Raw genomic sequence first — 15,349 nt, 5'->3', positions numbered from 1 at the left:
GCCGTCAACCGCGCCTATCCGAAGCCGGTGGGAGAACAGGGTATTAGCGGTTGGTAGCGACCAGAAGTTTGCTGGAACGACCAGTTTGTTTCAGCCGGAATCGTCTGGGTGATCCTGGACGCGAACCTTGCGGTGGTTGCCCGAATGTCGCCCAGAGAGGTAAAGCGCTCTCGCCTACGTCAACTATGGCGAACCGCGGGTACCGGATACTATGCGGCCATGGCAAAGCTGAAGGTCTCCGTCGATGTGCCGATCTCGCCCGAGGACGCGTGGTCGCACACGTCCAATCTGGCCGACCTGGACAAGTGGCTGACCATGCACGAGGCATGGCGCAGCGAGGTGCCGGAACAGTTGACGGTCGGCACGCAACTGGTCGGCGTGGCCTCGGTGAAGGGGCTGCGGAATCGGGTGACGTGGACGGTGAAGGCCGCCGAGGCGCCGCGGCGGCTGTTGCTGACGGGTGCGGGCAAGGGCGGGACCAAGCTCGGGCTCGAGCTGCTGGTGGCGCCGAAGGGCACCGGGTCGGAGGTGACGGTCGACATCGAGCTCGGTGGCAGGCCGTTGTTCGGCCCGATCGGGGCCGGGGTGGCGCGGGCGGTGAAGGGCGACATCGAGCGCTCGCTGGACAAGTTCGTCGCGCTCTACGGCTGAAACCGGCTCTGCGACAGGCGTTACCGCGCCGCCGCGGTGATTCGCCGGCCGAGGCCGGCCTTCAGATGATCGATGACGGCGCGGGTCCGGCGCGGTAACGGTGCCGCCGCGGCGTACACGGCGGCGATGTCGGCGCTCGGGGTCTGAATATCGGGCAGCACCTGGATGAGCGAGCCGTCGCGCAGCAGGGGCTCGACGTGCCAGAGCGAGCGCATCACCAGGCCGCGGCCGGCCAGGCACCACTGGGTGATGACGTCGCCGTCGTTGCTGATCAGGTTGCCCGCCACCCGGATGGCGAGTTCCTTGTCGCCGGTCTGGAAGCGCCACAGCGCGTAGTCGGATTCGTTCTCGCGCAGGATGATGCAGTTGTGCCGCTCGAGTTCCTCGAGGCCCGCGGGGGTTCCGTTGCGCCGCAAGTACTCCGGTGACGCGCAGAGCACACGGCGGTTGACCCACAGCCTGGTCGCGGTCAGTCGCGAATCCTGGAGTGCGCCGACCCGGATGTCGATGTCGAAGCCGGTGCCCGCGATGTTGAGCGGCAGCGACGAGAGTTCCAGATCCACTTGCACTCTGGGGTTGCGCTCGACGAACTCCGCGACCAGCGGGGCGATATGGGCGCGGCCGAGGCCGATCGTGGAGCGGACGTGGACGCGGCCACGCAGTTCGTGCTGTTGCTCGGCGATCGAATCCTCCAGCTCCTCGAGCTGAGCCGCGATCACCGAGGCGCCGGCGGCGTAGCGCTCCCCCTCCGGGGTCAGGGTCAGCCGCCGGGTGCTGCGCTGCACGAGCAGCACGCCGAGCCTGGCCTCCATCTGCGCGAGCCGCTTGCTCACCGAGGACACCGAGACGCCGAACTCGCGGGCCGCCTCGGTCAGGCTGCGGGAACGGGCGACGATGTCGAAAAAGGTGACGTCGTCGGTGGACGACACGGCGGCCTCCTCGTCTTTCCGATCGGGAAAGAGTCTCTTTCTCGTTGCGTGCTTTTGCCGCAGAATATCCGAGCCTACTGTTGTGATCGGCCCCACACCAACGTATTCCGGGGCCGATATCCACGAGATCGGAGCACGCCACGATGGGTTCAACGCACCGCATTGCCGTCATTCCGGGAGACGGCATCGGCAAAGAAGTCGTGCCGCAGGGAGTTCGGGTGCTGGAGGCCGCTGCGGCCGCATTCGACTTCACTCTCGATTTCACCGAGTTCGACTTCGCCAGCGCGGAGTATTACACCGCGACCGGGCAAATGCTGCCGGATCGGTGGTTCGAGGAACTGGTGGGGTTCGACGCGATCTTCTTCGGGGCGGTGGGCTGGCCGGAGGTGGTGCCGGACCATATTTCGCTGTGGGGCAGCCTGTTGCAGTTCCGGCGGCATTTCGATCAGTACGTGAGCCTGCGGCCGGTCCGGCTGCTGCGCGGAATCAGCAGCCCACTCGCCGGGCGCGAACCCGGTGACGTGGACTTCTACGTGGTCAGGGAGAACACCGAGGGCGAGTACTCGAGTATCGGCGGCAAGATCTTCGAGGGGACCGACCGGGAGACGGTGATCCAGGAGACGGTGATGACCAGGACGGGCGTCGACCGAATCCTGAAGTACGCTTTCGAACTCGCGCGGCGGCGGCCCAAGGGGCATCTCACCTCGGCGACCAAGAGCAACGGTATTTCGATCACGATGCCCTATTGGGACGAACGGGTCGCCGCCATGGCGGCGGATTATCCTGATGTCGAGGTGGACAAGTATCACATCGATATTCTGACGGCCAATTTCGTGTTGCATCCGGACTGGTTCGATGTCGTCGTCGCGAGCAATCTGTTCGGCGATATTCTCTCCGATCTCGGTCCCGCGTGTACCGGGACGATCGGCATCGCACCGGGCGGAAACATCAACCCGGAGCGGCTGTTTCCGAGTTTGTTCGAACCGGTGCACGGGTCCGCGCCGGATATCGCCGGACTCGGGATCGCCAACCCGATCGGCCAGATCTGGAGCGGGGCGATGATGCTGGAGCATCTCGGGGAGCAGGCCGCGGCCGATGCGGTGGTCGCGGCGATCGAAACGGTGCTGACTCAGGGGAAGTCGGCGCTGACCCCGGATATGGGCGGGACCGCGACGACGGAATCCGTGGGCGGGCAAGTGCGGGCGGAGCTCGAGTCGGCGGCCTCGATGGTGTGCCGGTCATGAGTCTGCAAGCGAAGACCGCGCGGTCGTTCACGCTGCCGACGCTGGACGGGATTCCGCTGGTCGTGCCGATCGTGCTCACCGCGGGGGTGCTGACGGCGGGGGTATTCGACTCGGTGCCGAAGAACATGATCGGCGGGCTGGCGGTGATCGTCGGGCTCGGGATGCTGCTCGGGCCGCTGGGGAATCGGCTGCCGGTGATCTCGAAGATTGGTGGCGGAGCACTGATCTGCCTGATGGTGCCGTCGGTGCTGGTGTATTTCGGTGTGTTCAACGCGAATACGCTGGCCGGGGTCAACGCGCTGATGAAGGAGGCGAACTTCCTCTACTTCGTCATCAGCACGCTGGTGGTGGGCAGCATCCTCGGGATGAGCCGGAAGGTGATGGTGGGCGGGCTGATTCGCATCTTCCCGCCGCTGGTCCTCGGGACGGTCGCCGCGGTGTCGGTGGGGATCGGGGTGGCGATGGCGTTCGGGTACGGCTTTCACCGGGCGCTGTTCTACATCGTGGTGCCGATCATCGGGGGCGGGATCGGGGAAGGGGTGATTCCGCTGTCCTCGGCCTACGCGTCGGCGTTGGGCGGGGAGCCGGGAAGTTATGTGGCGGAGCTGATTCCGGCGGCGATCATCGGCAACATCGCGGCCGTGATCATCGCGGGGTTGTTGCGCAGGCTCGGGGATCGGCGGCCGCAACTCGACGGCGGTGGTCAGCTGGTGAAGGTGCCGGCGCCGGAGATCACTCCCCCGGCCGCGCTGCCGGAGACCGCCGGGGCGGGTCGCAATCATGCGCTGGGCGTGCTGCTCATCTGCGGGCTCTTCGTGCTGGCCACGCTGCTGGAGCGGGTCGTGCACCTGCCCGCGCCGGTGCTGGTGATCATCATGTCGGTGCTCTGCAAGCTGTTCGGTGTGTTTCCGGCCGAGGTGGAGGACAGCGTGCGCGGGATCTACACGGTCATCGCGCGGCACTTCATCTATCCGACGATGATCGGGCTGGGCATGCTGTATCTGCCGTTGAAGAACATCATGGGGGTGATCTCGGTGGGCTATGTGGCCGCGTGTATCGGCGTGGTGATTGCCATGGCCGCCACCGGGTTCTGGGTGGGGCGGGCGATCGGGATGTATCCGATCGATGCCTCGTTGGTGACGGTGTGCCACAGTGGGCTCGGTGGAACCGGGGATGTGGCAATACTTTCGGCGTCGAACCGGATGAATCTGATGCCGTTCGCGCAGATCTCGACGCGGATCGGCGGGGTCACGACGGTGATCTCGGCGGCGGCGCTGATCAGGGTGCTCGAAGGATGAGGGTTCTGGTTGCGCCGGACAAGTTCAAGGGGAGCCTGAGCGCGGCCGAGGTCGCGCGCCGGCTCGCCCTCGGGCTGGCCGACGCCGGTGTCGAGGGCAGGCGACTGCCGCTGGCGGACGGCGGGGACGGCAGCGTGGATGCTGCTGTCGCGGCGGGGTTCTCGGGGCGTTCGTGCACTGTCGCGGGCGCCCTCGGGACGCCGCGGCGGGCCGCGCTGGCGGTGCGCGGGGACACCGTGGTGGTCGAGGTGGCGAATACCTGCGGGCTGGCCACGCTGCCCGGTGGCCGTCCGCAGGCGCTGGATGCGTCGAGTCTCGGTCTGGGGCAGGTGATTCGGCAGGCATTGCGGTGGGACCCGGGTCAGGTGGTGCTGGCGCTGGGAGGTAGCGCGAGCACGGATGGCGGTATGGGGTTGCTCACCGCCTTCGGGTTTCGCTTTCTCGACGCCGCGGGGCGGGTGCTGCCGCCCAGCGGCCGGGCGCTGCTCGACATCGCCGCGATCGATACGGCTGCGGCCGTGCGCTTACCGCCCGTCGACCTGCTGGTGGCCGGTGATGTCACCAATCCGCTGACCGGATTCGAAGGGGCGGCCGCGGTGTACGGGCCGCAGAAGGGGGCCGACCCGGCCGCCGTGTGCCTGCTCGATCGCGGGCTCCGGCATCTAGTGGACATGTTGTGCCGCAATGGTTTTCCGGAGACCCACCGGCTTGCCGCGCTGCCCGGTGCGGGCAGTGCGGGTGGGATCGGCTTCGCCGCGCTGCTGCTCGGGGCTCGGATGCACTCCGGGGCGGAGTTCTTCCTCGATCTGCTGGACTTCGATCGGCATTGTGCCGAGACGGATCTGGTCGTTACCGGTGAGGGAAGTCTCGACGCGCAGACCGAACACGGGAAGCTGCCGGCGGTTGTCGCTCGGCGGGCCGCGCCGGTGCCGGTTGTCGCGGTTGCGGGGCGTAGTGAAGTCGCGGGAAATCGCTGGGGGCGTGGTGGTTTCGCCGGCGTCTACGCGCTCACCGACTACACCGATCGGGATACGGCGGGTGATCCGGCGCTGACGGCCGAATTGCTCGTGCGCATCGGTGGTGACATCGGGCGCGCCCTGTTGCTGGAGCGAGTCTCCTCCGGTCAGCTCGGCAGGTCGGCGGTGACCAGGCGATAGCCCAGGTCGAGTTCCGGCCGATCGAGGAGGTCGGCGTATCGGGAGTGCCATTCGCCGGTCGCCAAGTCCTGCCGTAAGCGGGACAATCCCGGTCGCAGTAGGGGTTTCGGCGTCAACGCCAGCATCGACATGCCCGCCTGGACTGTTTCGTCGAGATACGCTTCGGGCCTGCGCCAGTAGGCGCCGCCGAAGCCGTCCACACAATCGTGTGGCACCGGGATCGGTTGGATCTCCGCATTTTTCAGCAAGGCCGTGAGCCGGGGCAGTGCGACGGCGAGCTTCCCATCGGTGTCGGCGGCCGCGGGTAAGTAGTCGCGGACCAGCCAGAACTGGCGGTACACCTGGTGATCCCACGTGAGGATCGCGACGCGGTGGCGAGCGACCCGGGTCATCTCGGCGATGCCGCGCTCCAGGTCGGTCCAGTGATGAATGGTGAGCACGGCGAGTGCCGCGTCCACCGAATCCGTGCGCAGCGGTAGGTGTTCGGCGGTCGCCCGCACTGCTGGCGCCGCGCTCACCGGGCGTTGCGCGATCATCACGAGGCTGGGCTCGACGGCGAGCACCGTTCGGCTCGGCTCGTATGAACCGGTGCCGGCGCCGATGTTCACTATCGTGCGCATTCCGCGCAGTGCGGTCGCGATCGTGTTCGTGATGCGCGGATCCGGGTGGCGGGTCCGGGAATACGTGCGGCCGGTTGTGTCGTAGACGGTCATCGGCGCGCCCGGCGGTATCCGATGCTGATCGACATGATCGGACCCTACCGCGAGCGGTGGGCCAACGAGCTATCCGAAATCAGCGCGTGCTGCCACTGATGTGTCAACTTCACACACGTTTTGTGAAAACTCCCAGTTCAGATGGCTTTTTTACTAGCAATTCGTGATCGCGGTCGTTAGGGTCTAGAACATGGATTCGAGCAGCGAGGTGCCGCAGGAACGGGTCGCCGACCCGCTGCTCGCCGCTGCCACCGAACTGCTCGACGCGCCATTGATGCCGCTGGCCGATGACCAGTTGCTCGAGCTGATGCGTGATATGGAGAAGGCGACCCGGATCCTTGCCTCGGTCGGCCATCGGCTGCTCTGCGAGGCGTCCGAGCGTGGACTGCCGTCGCGCACCGGTGCGGGCACGCTCAAGAAACTGCTGATGCAAACCCTGCGGCTGTCGCACGCGGAGGCCGCCAGCCGGGTCGCGGCCACGCGGGTCCTCGGTATGCGCCGCGATGTCACCGGCGCCGTTCGCCCACCCGAATTGGCGAACACCGCGGCGGGGCAGGCGGCCGGGGACATCTCGGCCGACCACGCGCGCCGGGTGGCCGCGGTGATGAATCGAGTGCCCGGCGGCGTGAGCAACCCGGAATACGGTGCCGCGGAACAGGTTCTGGCCGATTTCGCGCGCACTGGATCGCCGGACGACATCGGTAAGGTCGGCGAGGCGATCCTGGCGCATTTGGATCCCGACGGGAAACTCTCCGACGACACCGATCGTGCCCGCATGCGCGGTATTCGCATCGGGCGTCAACGGTCGGATGGGATGTCACCGATCTCTGGCGAGATCACGCCGACCCTGCGCGCGCTCCTGGATCCTGTAGTCGCGAAACTCGGCAGGCCGGGGATGAACAATCCCGACGATCCCGCAAGCCTGTGCAGTGATGGCGAATATGTCGATCCCGACGAGCTGGCTGCTGCGGCGCGCCGGGATGTGCGCAGCGCTGCCCAACGCACCCACGATGCTGTTCAAGCCCTGTTGGAACACTGTGTGACTCCGGAGAAGCTGGGTTCGCATCGCGGATTGCCGGTTTCGACGATCTTGACCATGAGCCTCGCCGAAGTCGAGAAGGCTTCCGGGGTCGCAACAACTGCCACCGGCGGGTCCGTACCGATGGCCGAAGCATTGAAGTTGGCCGAGGAAGCCCAACCGTTCCTCGCGGTATTCGACCACGACGGTCTGCCACTACACTTCGGCCGGACCAAACGCCTCGCGACCGCCGCACAACGGATGGCGTTGATCGCCGCCCTGCGCGGCTGCACGCGCCCGGGCTGCGACGCGCCTGCCAGCATGTGCGCCACCCACCACGTCACCGACTGGAACAACGGTGGCCCTACCGACATCGACAACGAAACACTGGCCTGCGACCGCTGCCACGCCATGATCCACGATGGCCCCGGCGGCTGGAAAACCGTTGTCCTCGGCCCGGACTCGGAGTATCCGGGGCGCACCGGCTGGATCGCGCCGCCGCACATCGATCCCACCGGCACTCCACGAGTCAACCATCGTCACCACCCGCGCGAACTACTCATCGAAACAGTGGAACACGAACCCGGCTCAGTTCACGGCGACGGGGCAACGGAACATGTCCCAGGATCTCCTACGCACGAGGAGGAGTCGCGGATTCCTCAGGGACAGTGCCAGACACCGTCGAACCTGCGTCGGCCCCATCGCGGCGCGGACCCCACCCGTACGCACCGCAGACCGGGTCTCGATCACAGCGCGACCCGTCAGCAGAGCCCATCCCGGGACCCGTAGCTGCTCACCGCTTGTTCGCGAGCCACCGGGAGTTCAGTTCACGCTCGGCGTCGGCGGTAAGTGAGCCCAGAACGCGCAGGCGGGCGATCCCGCCGTCCGGGTAGATGTCGACGCGGACGTGGGTGGCGGGGCGATCGGGAGGGGTGAGCCGGAATCGGTGGGGAGTGTCGGGTTGCAGGGTTGTCCTGGGCAACAGCTCGTACCAGGCTGAGTCATCGGTCGGCGGAAGGGGTTCGGGGCCTTGGTGATCGATGGCGAGGATGCGAGTTTCGCCGGGCGCGTTGAACAGCAAGTTGGTGGTGTCCAGTTCGATCAACGCGGGGACGCCTTGCGCCGCGAGTTCGATGACCGCCCAGTCGTTTCCGGTGTCCCGGCGACGAGCCGTTTCCCAGCCTTCGGCCTGATTGCGGGCCAGGCCGGGTGCGAGCATGTTGTCAGGTGCCGAGTAGAACATGTCCGAGCAGCCGACCGTGCGGGCACCGTTTTCCAGCGCGGCCAGATCCACGGTGAGACCGGTGAGCAGGGTCGGGTCCGGCACCACCTCGCCGTGCACGCGCAGCCGGGCAACTCCGCCATCTGGGTAGATGTTCAGCCGGACGTGGGTGAAGATGCCGTCATCCGAGACGGCGAGCTCGTGCTTCGCGTCGCCACCGAGTGCGGTGCGCGGCACGATCTCCACCCATTCGGCCGAATCCAGTTGCGCGGGCGACGGATAACCGGGAGCACGGCAGGCCTCGATCGAGGTGAACGGCGGATAGTTGCCCTTGAACCACGCCGTATCGATGACCACACCACGGATCACCCCGGGCATGCCGAGCCGGACGATCGCCCAGTCGTGACCGGGTCCTCGATGCCTGCGGGTTTCCCAGCCGTCGTACTCCTGGCCCTTCGGCCCGAAGGTGTGCTCGGCGAAGCGGGGTTCCCAAGGGTTGATGAGGTTTTCGCGTTCCTCGAACGACTCGTCGCTGGCGGCGATCACCCCGGCGCGATTCGTGCGCAGCGCCAGGTCGGGCAGGCTGGTGAAGTCAGACATTGTTCCCTATCCGGTTGTGGTGCAAGGAAATGAGGCGGCCTGCGGGCGGGTGGCCGTTACCGACGACGCGACCGCGGAGCCAGGTGGCGTGGACCAGGCCGCGCAGTTCGCGACCGCCGTAGGGCGTGATCGGATTCTTGTGTGCCAATGCGCCCGGGTCGACGGTGATCGGCGCCCACGGGTCGAAGGCGACCAGGTCGGCATCACAGCCGACCGCGATCCGCCCCTTGTGCGGCAACCCGGCCAGTTCAGCGGGTGCGGCAGCCATCCAGCGGACCACGTCGGTCAGCCGGAACCCACGCTCGGCGGCAGCCGTCCACACGGCAGGCAGGCCGATCTGCAAGGAAGAAATGCCGCCCCACGCGGTCGCGAAGTCGCCTTCCTTCAAGTCCGGCGTGCACGGCGAATGGTCGGAAACCACACACGACAGCACCCCGTCGGCCAAGCCCTGCCACAGTGCGTCCTGGTTGCCGGCGTCACGAATCGGCGGGCAGCACTTGAACGCGGTGGACGACGCCTCGGCGGCCGACAGCGTCAGATAGTGCGGGCAAGTCTCCGCAGTGATCCGGACACCCCGCGCCTGCGCCGCCGCGAGCGGTTCGAGGCAAGCCGCCGCCGAAACATGCAGGATGTGCGCGCGCACGCCGGTCAGCTCGGCGAGCGCGATAACCTCTTCGACCGCAGCCCTTTCCGCCGCTCCCGGCCGCGAATCCAGGAACGCGCGATATGTCCCGTCGACCGGATCACGCAGGCGCACCGGATCTTCGGCATGCACGATCAGCAACCCGTCGAACTCCACCAGTTCGCGCATCACCCGCTCCATCTCACCGAGCCCCAGCGGCGGGAATTCATCCACCCCGGATGGTGAGAGGAAGCACTTGAACCCGGCCACACCCGCCTCGTGCAGCGGCCGCAGCGACGACAGGTTCCCCGGAATCGCCCCGCCCCAGAACGCGACGTCCACATGGCACTGCCCAGCCGCTACAGCCTGTTTCGTCGCGAGGTGCGGCACGGTGACCGTCGGCGGCAGCGAGTTGAGCGGCATGTCGACGATCGTCGTCACCCCGCCCGCCGCGGCGGCCTTGGTGGCCGTGGCGAAACCTTCCCACTCGGTCCGCCCCGGCTCGTTGACGTGCACGTGCGAATCCACCAGTCCGGGCAGCACGACGAGGTCGGCGAGGTCGGTGGTCGCCGCGGCGTCCAGCACTGCGTCGTAGTCCGCCAGCTCGGCGATCTTGCCGTCCTGCACGGCGATCGAGGCCGCGCGAATTCCCTCCGGCAGCGCGACCCGCCGGGACCGGATCACCAGATCATGCATGAGCACTCGCTCCCAGCCAGGCGCCGGCGATCTCACCGGCGAGTCGTTCCAACAAGGGTCCTGCCTTCGCCATGCAGACCTCGGGGTCGGGTTCGAGGTCGGTCAGTGCGTACGCCTGCTCGATGTGGGCGCCGCGCAGTTGCTCGCCGGTGAGCGAGCACTGCCCGGCCACTGCGACGACCGGCACGGTGGCGCCGGCCGCGGCTCGGGCGACCCCGACCGGCGCCTTGCCGTGCAGGGTCTGCGGGTCGAGCGAGCCCTCGCCGGTGATCACCAGCCGCGCCCCCTCGACCTGCTCGGCGAACGACATCAGGTCGAGGATGATCTCGATGCCCGGCCGCACCGTCGCGCCGAGGAAAGCGAGCGCGGCGTAACCGACTCCGCCCGCCGCACCGGCACCCGGCCGGTCCGCCACATCGGCGCCGAGGTCGCGTTCGACGATCGACGCCAACCGGGCCAGGCCCCATTCCAATTCGTCGATGTCGGTCTGGCGCGCACCCTTTTGCGGACCGTAAACCTGTGCGGCGCCGCGCGGTCCGAGCAGTGGGTTGTCCACGTCGGAGGCGACGATCACCGGTACCTGCAACATGTCGCTGGCATCGATGCGCGCCAGCCGAGTCAGCGCCGCACCGCCGCGCGGCAGTTCCCGGTCGTGCTCGTCGAGAAACCGGACGCCGAGCGCCGACATCATGCCCACTCCCCCGTCCGTGCACGCGCTCCCGCCGAGACCGAGCACCACGCTGCGAGCGCCGCGGGTGGCGGCCGCGCGGATCAACTCGCCGGTGCCGTAACTGGTTGCGGTCATGGCGGTCTGGAATGTCGGCCGAATCGGCAGCCGACGCAGGCCGGACGCTTCCGCCAGCTCGATCACGGCGGCCTCGCCCCTCATCGCGAACGAGGCGGCCACCGGTAACCCCAGGGGTCCGGCGACGCCCGTCTGGAAGCGGACGAAGCCCGACTCCACGACGGCGTCGACCGTGCCGTCACCCCCGTCAGCCACGGGCATGGTGACGACGGGAATATCCGGGCGCACCCGGCGGAGTCCGGTAGCGATGTGCGCGGCGACCTGGGGCGCGGTCAGCGACCCCTTGAACTTGTCGGGGGCGACGACACAGTGTCCCTCTCGCCACCCGCCGCGCACGCCGCTCGAGCGTGGAACGTCCGGCCCGCTCACCTGCCGCCCCCGACCGGTTCCGGCTCCGGCTCGATGGCGACGGTGGCGGTGGGCGCGTCCGCGGCGGACAGCGCCAGTTCCTCGAATTCGACGATGTTGTCGATCTCCAAGCCCATGGACACATTGGTGACGCGTTCGAGAATGCACTCGACGACCACCGGCACCCGATGCTCGGCCATCAGCTTCTTGGCATCCTCCAAGGCCTGACCGATGTGCTCGGGCTCGAAGACGCGGATCGCCTTGCAGCCCAGCCCTTCCGCCACCTTCACGTGGTCCACGCCGTACCCGCCGACCTCGGGACTGTTGATGTTGTCGAAGTCGAGCTGGACGTAGTAATCCATCGAGAAGTTCCGCTGTGCCTGACGGATCAGGCCCAGGTACGAGTTGTTCACCAGTACATGGATATACGGGATACCGAACTGCGCGCCGACAGCCAATTCCTCGATCAGGAACTGGAAGTCGTAGTCACCGGACAACGCAACGACGGTGGCGTCGGGGACGGCGGTCGCCACACCGAGCGCGGCGGGCAGCGTCCAGCCCAGCGGCCCGGCCTGCCCGGCATTGATCCAGTGCCGCGGCTTGTAGACGTGCAGCAGTTGCGACGCCTGGATCTGCGAGAGGCCGATCGTGCTGACGTAGCGGATGTCGGGTCCGAACGCCTTGTTCATCTCCTCATAGACCCGCTGCGGCTTGATCGGCACAGTGTCGAAGTGGGTCTTGCGCTGGCCCAGCTGCTTTCGTGCCCGCACCTGCCCAGCCCAGTCGGACCGATCGCGCAAGTTTCCCGCAGCAGCGAGCTCGCGGGCGACTTCGATGAACACCTTCAGCGCGGCACCGGCATCGGAGGTGATCCCGAAATCAGGGGCGAACACTCGTCCGATCTGGGTCGGCTCGATGTCGACATGCACGAAAGTGCGGTCCTTGGTGTAGGTCTCGACCCCACCGGTATGCCGGTTGGCCCACCGATTACCGATACCCAGCACGAAATCGGACTCCAACATCGTCGCGTTGCCGTAACGGTGCGAGGTCTGCAAACCGACCATGCCCGCATACAGCGGGTGATCGTCGGGAATCGTGCCCCACCCCATCAACGTCGGCACCACGGGAACACCGGTCAGCTCAGCGAATTCGACGAGCAACTCAGCGGCGTCGGCGTTCACGATGCCACCACCGGCGACCAGCAGCGGACGCTCGGATGCGTTGAGCATCGCGATGGCTTTTCCCGCCTGTGCCCGACTCGCGGCGGGGCGATGCACCCGCAACGGCTCGTATGTCTCGATATCGAACTCGATCTCGGCGAGCTGCACATCGATCGGCAGATCGATCAACACCGGACCCGGACGCCCCTCACGCATCACCCGGAACGCCTTCTGGAAAGTACCCGGCACCTGCGCGGGCTCCAGAACAGTGACCGCCCACTTGGCAACCGGCCCAGCGATCGAAGCGATATCGACAGCCTGGAAATCCTCCTTGTGCAACTTCGCCACCGGCGCCTGCCCGGTGATACACAGGATCGGAATGGAATCCGCACTCGCCGAATACAACCCGGTGACCATGTCGGTGCCGGCCGGCCCCGAAGTACCGATACACACACCGATATTGCCCGCAACAGCCCGGGTATAACCCTCAGCCATATGCGAAGCAGCCTCGACGTGGCGAGCCAGCACATGCTTGATCCCGCCGTGCGCCCGCATCGCACTGTAGAACGGATTGATCGCCGCCCCAGGCAACCCGAACGCCTGTGTCGCGCCCTCCTTCTCGAGAATCAACACCGCAGCATCCACGGTACGCATCCGTGCCATGCTCAACGCTCCTTGTTCTGGCGCGCACCGCACGATTGCATCGCGTGCAGCACTGCATTGTCGGCAGTTCTATCGCTGCGCACCCAGCCGTCCGGCAGCCGGATGCCGCATTCCGCGTGGCGCGCAAGCACTGTGGGCGTGGCAGGCATCCTCATGCCTCGCCCCGGCCCGACAGCGCCTCCGCGACCAGCAGCAGACCGGAGTGATCGAGCGAGCCGTAGCCCATCGCCCGGCCCGCCGCGATGAGCTGCGCGGTCAGCGCGCCCATCGGGATGGAGACCTCGGCCTCGCGGGCGGCCTGCAGGATGATGCCCATGTCCTTGTGGTGCAGGTCGATCCGGAAGCCGGGCACGAAGTTGCGGGCCAGCATTGTTTCGCGCTTGAGCTCGAGGATCTTGCTGCCCGCGAGCCCGCCGGCCAGCACGTCCAGCCCCTTGGCCGCGTCCGCGCCCAAATTCTCCATCAGCAGGATCGCCTCGGCGACCAAGGCGTAGGTACCGCCGACGACGAGCTGGTTGGCGGCCTTCACACACTGCCCCGCGCCACTGCTTCCGACCAGCGCGAAGGTCTTGCCGACCGTCTCGAAGATCGGTGTGGCGGCCGCGAAGTCGGCCGCGGAGCCGCCGACCATGATCGACAGTGCCGCGTTGATCGCCCCGTTCTCCCCGCCACTGACCGGGGCGTCCAGCACGCGCAGACCGTTCTTCTTGCCCTGTTCGGCGGTCCATTTGGCGGTCTTGGGCGTGATCGTGGAGAAGTCGATGTACAGCGTGCCGTGCACGGCGTGCTCGACGATGTCGGGGAAGACCTCTTCGATCTGCTCGTCCTGCGGCAGCATCGTGATGACGATGTCCTTGTCCCGGACCGCCTCGGCAACGCTGGCAGCCGCGGAACCGCCTGCCTCTTTGAGCTTTTCCAGTCCCTTGGGGCCGATGTCGTACCCGGTCACCTCGTGTCCGGCCTTGACCAGGTGTCCCGCCATCGGGCTACCCATGATCCCCAGGCCGATGAATCCAATTTTGCTCATGCCTGCATCCACTTCCAATCCAGCTCGGGGTCTTTGTATTCCAGGCCGATCCACCCGTCGTAGCCTGCGGCGCCGAGGGTTTCGAACAGCGTGGTGAAGTCGAGTTCGCCGGTGCCCGGCCGGCCGCGACCGGGATCGTCGGCGATCTGTACATGGCCGATGTAGCGCGCGTAGGTCTTGATCACCTGGATCAGGTTCTCGTCCATCCGCGCCAGGTGGTAGAGATCGCAGAGGAAGCGCACGTTCGGCTCGCCGGTCTGCTGGATCACCCGCACGGCGGCCTCGGCGCTGACTATCGGATAGTGCGGCGATTCAGGGGCATTCAGCGCCTCGACAAGCACCGTAGCGCCGATCCGGGCCGCGGCTCGCGCGGCCAGCCGCAGGTTCTCCACTGCGAGCGCATCCTGCTTCGCCGGGTCCTCGCCCGCGATCCGGTTGCCGTACAGCGCGTTCAGCGCCCGGCAGCCGGTGCGTTCGGCGATCCCGACCGCCACCTCGATGTTGTCCCGGAACCTGGTGACCTCACCGGGAACCGACACCAGCCCGCGGCCGACCGGAATCAGATCGATGAAATTCAGCCCGACCAGCTGCACGCCGGCATCATCGATCGCGCGAACAAACGCGTCGATGTCTTTATCCCCCGGTATGGGGTCTTCGCCGAAGGGCCACCAGAATTCGACCGCGTCGAAGCCGGCCGCTTTTGCCGCGGCGGGGCGTTCCAGCAGCGGCAGGTCCGTGAAAAGAATAGAGCAATTGACGTCGAATTTCGGGAGACCGGACTCCCCTGCGTGATGCTTCACTCAGCTCCTTCGCGATATTTCTTCCAACTGCCGATGCGGGTGATGTCGATCAGCTCCGGATACGAGGTCGGCGGCCGGCGCAGCACCATCGACAGGACCGATCTACCGTCGTCCAGCTCGATCGCACCGAGCTCCAGCTCGGGCGGTTCCGCAGGTAGCAGGTGTTCGCGCAGCACGTCGAGGGGCACATCGAACAGCTCACCGGTGATCGAGTAGCCACCATCCGGCGCCGGCTCGAGACCGGGGAAACGGTCGCCCACCGAGAAGAATCGGTAGCGCGGAGCGGTTTTCGCCTCACCGGCGAACGGCGCACCGTTCAACAGATGGTTGAGCGGCCCTCCGCGCATGGCGGAGCCGTTCAGAAAAATCAACGGCATTATCGGGTCCTTTTGTGTC

14 protein-coding genes are annotated in these 15,349 nt (G+C 66.9%); 5 read left to right on the top strand and 9 right to left on the bottom strand.

The window, feature by feature from the left end; genetic code table 11:
• Positions 1-219 precede the first annotated feature (219 nt).
• Complete coding sequence (locus tag ACFYO1_RS35015; protein WP_364735709.1) at positions 220-651, top strand: SRPBCC family protein; 432 nt, start codon at positions 220-222, stop codon at positions 649-651.
• Between the two features lie 20 nt (positions 652-671).
• Here ACFYO1_RS35015 and ACFYO1_RS35010 read toward each other — a convergent pair whose 3' ends face one another.
• A complete protein-coding gene (locus tag ACFYO1_RS35010) occupies positions 672-1,580 on the bottom strand; it encodes a LysR family transcriptional regulator (RefSeq protein WP_387240860.1) in 909 nt (302 codons plus the stop codon).
• Between the two features lie 143 nt (positions 1,581-1,723).
• On the opposite strand from ACFYO1_RS35010, the gene ACFYO1_RS35005 reads away from it, so the two are divergent.
• Genes ACFYO1_RS35005 through ACFYO1_RS34995 form a run of 3 tightly spaced genes read left to right on the top strand, consistent with a single transcriptional unit; the run spans position 1,724 to position 5,279 of the window.
• Positions 1,724-2,824, top strand: coding sequence for a tartrate dehydrogenase (locus ACFYO1_RS35005; protein ID WP_387240857.1), 1,101 nt, complete (start codon positions 1,724-1,726; stop codon positions 2,822-2,824).
• The gene (locus ACFYO1_RS35000; RefSeq protein WP_387240854.1) at positions 2,821-4,122 is read left to right on the top strand and encodes a 2-hydroxycarboxylate transporter family protein; all 1,302 of its coding nucleotides are present in this window, start codon (positions 2,821-2,823) and stop codon (positions 4,120-4,122) included. Before ACFYO1_RS35005 ends, ACFYO1_RS35000 begins: the two co-directional genes overlap by 4 nt.
• Positions 4,119-5,279, top strand: a complete 1,161-nt coding sequence (locus ACFYO1_RS34995; protein ID WP_387240851.1) for a glycerate kinase — start codon at positions 4,119-4,121, stop codon at positions 5,277-5,279. The genes ACFYO1_RS35000 and ACFYO1_RS34995 overlap by 4 nt, the downstream gene beginning before the upstream one ends.
• Here ACFYO1_RS34995 and ACFYO1_RS34990 read toward each other — a convergent pair.
• Entirely contained in the window at positions 5,246-5,992 is a 747-nt protein-coding gene (locus ACFYO1_RS34990; RefSeq protein WP_387240848.1) for a class I SAM-dependent methyltransferase, read from the bottom strand. The two genes, ACFYO1_RS34995 and ACFYO1_RS34990, sit on opposite strands and share 34 nt — an antisense overlap.
• A gap of 190 nt (positions 5,993-6,182) precedes the next feature.
• On the opposite strand from ACFYO1_RS34990, the gene ACFYO1_RS34985 reads away from it, so the two are divergent.
• Complete coding sequence (locus ACFYO1_RS34985; protein ID WP_387240845.1) at positions 6,183-7,799, top strand: DUF222 domain-containing protein; 1,617 nt, start codon at positions 6,183-6,185, stop codon at positions 7,797-7,799.
• Between the two features lie 4 nt (positions 7,800-7,803).
• On the opposite strand, the gene alc is transcribed toward ACFYO1_RS34985, so the two are convergent.
• The 7 genes from alc to ACFYO1_RS34950 form a co-directional block, all read right to left on the bottom strand.
• Positions 7,804-8,832 carry an allantoicase gene (alc, locus tag ACFYO1_RS34980; protein WP_387240842.1) on the bottom strand — a complete coding sequence of 343 codons (1,029 nt, stop codon included), beginning with the start codon at positions 8,830-8,832 and terminating at the stop codon, positions 7,804-7,806.
• Entirely contained in the window at positions 8,825-10,150 is a 1,326-nt protein-coding gene (gene allB / locus ACFYO1_RS34975; protein ID WP_387240839.1) for an allantoinase AllB, read from the bottom strand. Before allB ends, alc begins: the two co-directional genes overlap by 8 nt.
• Complete coding sequence (locus ACFYO1_RS34970) at positions 10,143-11,324, bottom strand: glycerate kinase (protein ID WP_387240836.1); 1,182 nt, start codon at positions 11,322-11,324, stop codon at positions 10,143-10,145. Before ACFYO1_RS34970 ends, allB begins: the two co-directional genes overlap by 8 nt.
• On the bottom strand, positions 11,321-13,126 hold the full coding sequence (gene gcl, locus ACFYO1_RS34965) for a glyoxylate carboligase (RefSeq protein WP_387240833.1): 1,806 nt from the start codon (positions 13,124-13,126) through the stop codon (positions 11,321-11,323). The genes ACFYO1_RS34970 and gcl overlap by 4 nt, the downstream gene beginning before the upstream one ends.
• 151 nt (positions 13,127-13,277) lie before the next feature.
• Positions 13,278-14,153 (bottom strand): NAD(P)-dependent oxidoreductase, encoded by an 876-nt coding sequence (locus ACFYO1_RS34960; protein WP_387240830.1) that lies wholly within the window; start codon positions 14,151-14,153, stop codon positions 13,278-13,280.
• Positions 14,150-14,953 (bottom strand): hydroxypyruvate isomerase family protein, encoded by an 804-nt coding sequence (locus ACFYO1_RS34955; RefSeq protein WP_387240827.1) that lies wholly within the window; start codon positions 14,951-14,953, stop codon positions 14,150-14,152. Before ACFYO1_RS34955 ends, ACFYO1_RS34960 begins: the two co-directional genes overlap by 4 nt.
• Positions 14,950-15,330: a gamma-glutamylcyclotransferase gene (locus tag ACFYO1_RS34950; RefSeq protein ID WP_378724638.1), complete on the bottom strand. Its 381-nt coding sequence runs from the start codon at positions 15,328-15,330 to the stop codon at positions 14,950-14,952. Before ACFYO1_RS34950 ends, ACFYO1_RS34955 begins: the two co-directional genes overlap by 4 nt.
• Between the last annotated feature and the right edge of the window lie 19 nt (positions 15,331-15,349).

The sequence above is a fragment of the Nocardia sp. NPDC006044 genome (assembly GCF_042871115.1).
Classification (GTDB): domain Bacteria; phylum Actinomycetota; class Actinomycetes; order Mycobacteriales; family Mycobacteriaceae; genus Nocardia.
The sequence above is the reverse complement of the archived record's forward strand: the minus strand, read 5'-3'. Positions and strand labels throughout refer to the sequence as shown.

Excerpts from the sequence above, each read along its gene's own strand:
- ACFYO1_RS35015 (WP_364735709.1), top strand. The coding sequence starts at position 220 with ATGGCAAAGCTGAAGGTCTCCGTCGATGTGCCGATCTCGCCCGAGGAC.
- ACFYO1_RS35005 (WP_387240857.1), top strand. The coding sequence starts at position 1,724 with ATGGGTTCAACGCACCGCATTGCCGTCATTCCGGGAGACGGCATCGGC.
- ACFYO1_RS35000 (WP_387240854.1), top strand. The coding sequence starts at position 2,821 with ATGAGTCTGCAAGCGAAGACCGCGCGGTCGTTCACGCTGCCGACGCTG.
- ACFYO1_RS34995 (WP_387240851.1), top strand. The coding sequence starts at position 4,119 with ATGAGGGTTCTGGTTGCGCCGGACAAGTTCAAGGGGAGCCTGAGCGCG.
- ACFYO1_RS34990 (WP_387240848.1), bottom strand. The coding sequence starts at position 5,992 with ATGACCGTCTACGACACAACCGGCCGCACGTATTCCCGGACCCGCCAC.
- ACFYO1_RS34985 (WP_387240845.1), top strand. The coding sequence starts at position 6,183 with ATGGATTCGAGCAGCGAGGTGCCGCAGGAACGGGTCGCCGACCCGCTG.
- alc (WP_387240842.1), bottom strand. The coding sequence starts at position 8,832 with ATGTCTGACTTCACCAGCCTGCCCGACCTGGCGCTGCGCACGAATCGC.
- allB (WP_387240839.1), bottom strand. The coding sequence starts at position 10,150 with ATGCATGATCTGGTGATCCGGTCCCGGCGGGTCGCGCTGCCGGAGGGA.
- gcl (WP_387240833.1), bottom strand. The coding sequence starts at position 13,126 with ATGGCACGGATGCGTACCGTGGATGCTGCGGTGTTGATTCTCGAGAAG.
- ACFYO1_RS34960 (WP_387240830.1), bottom strand. The coding sequence starts at position 14,153 with ATGAGCAAAATTGGATTCATCGGCCTGGGGATCATGGGTAGCCCGATG.
- ACFYO1_RS34950 (WP_378724638.1), bottom strand. The coding sequence starts at position 15,330 with ATGCCGTTGATTTTTCTGAACGGCTCCGCCATGCGCGGAGGGCCGCTC.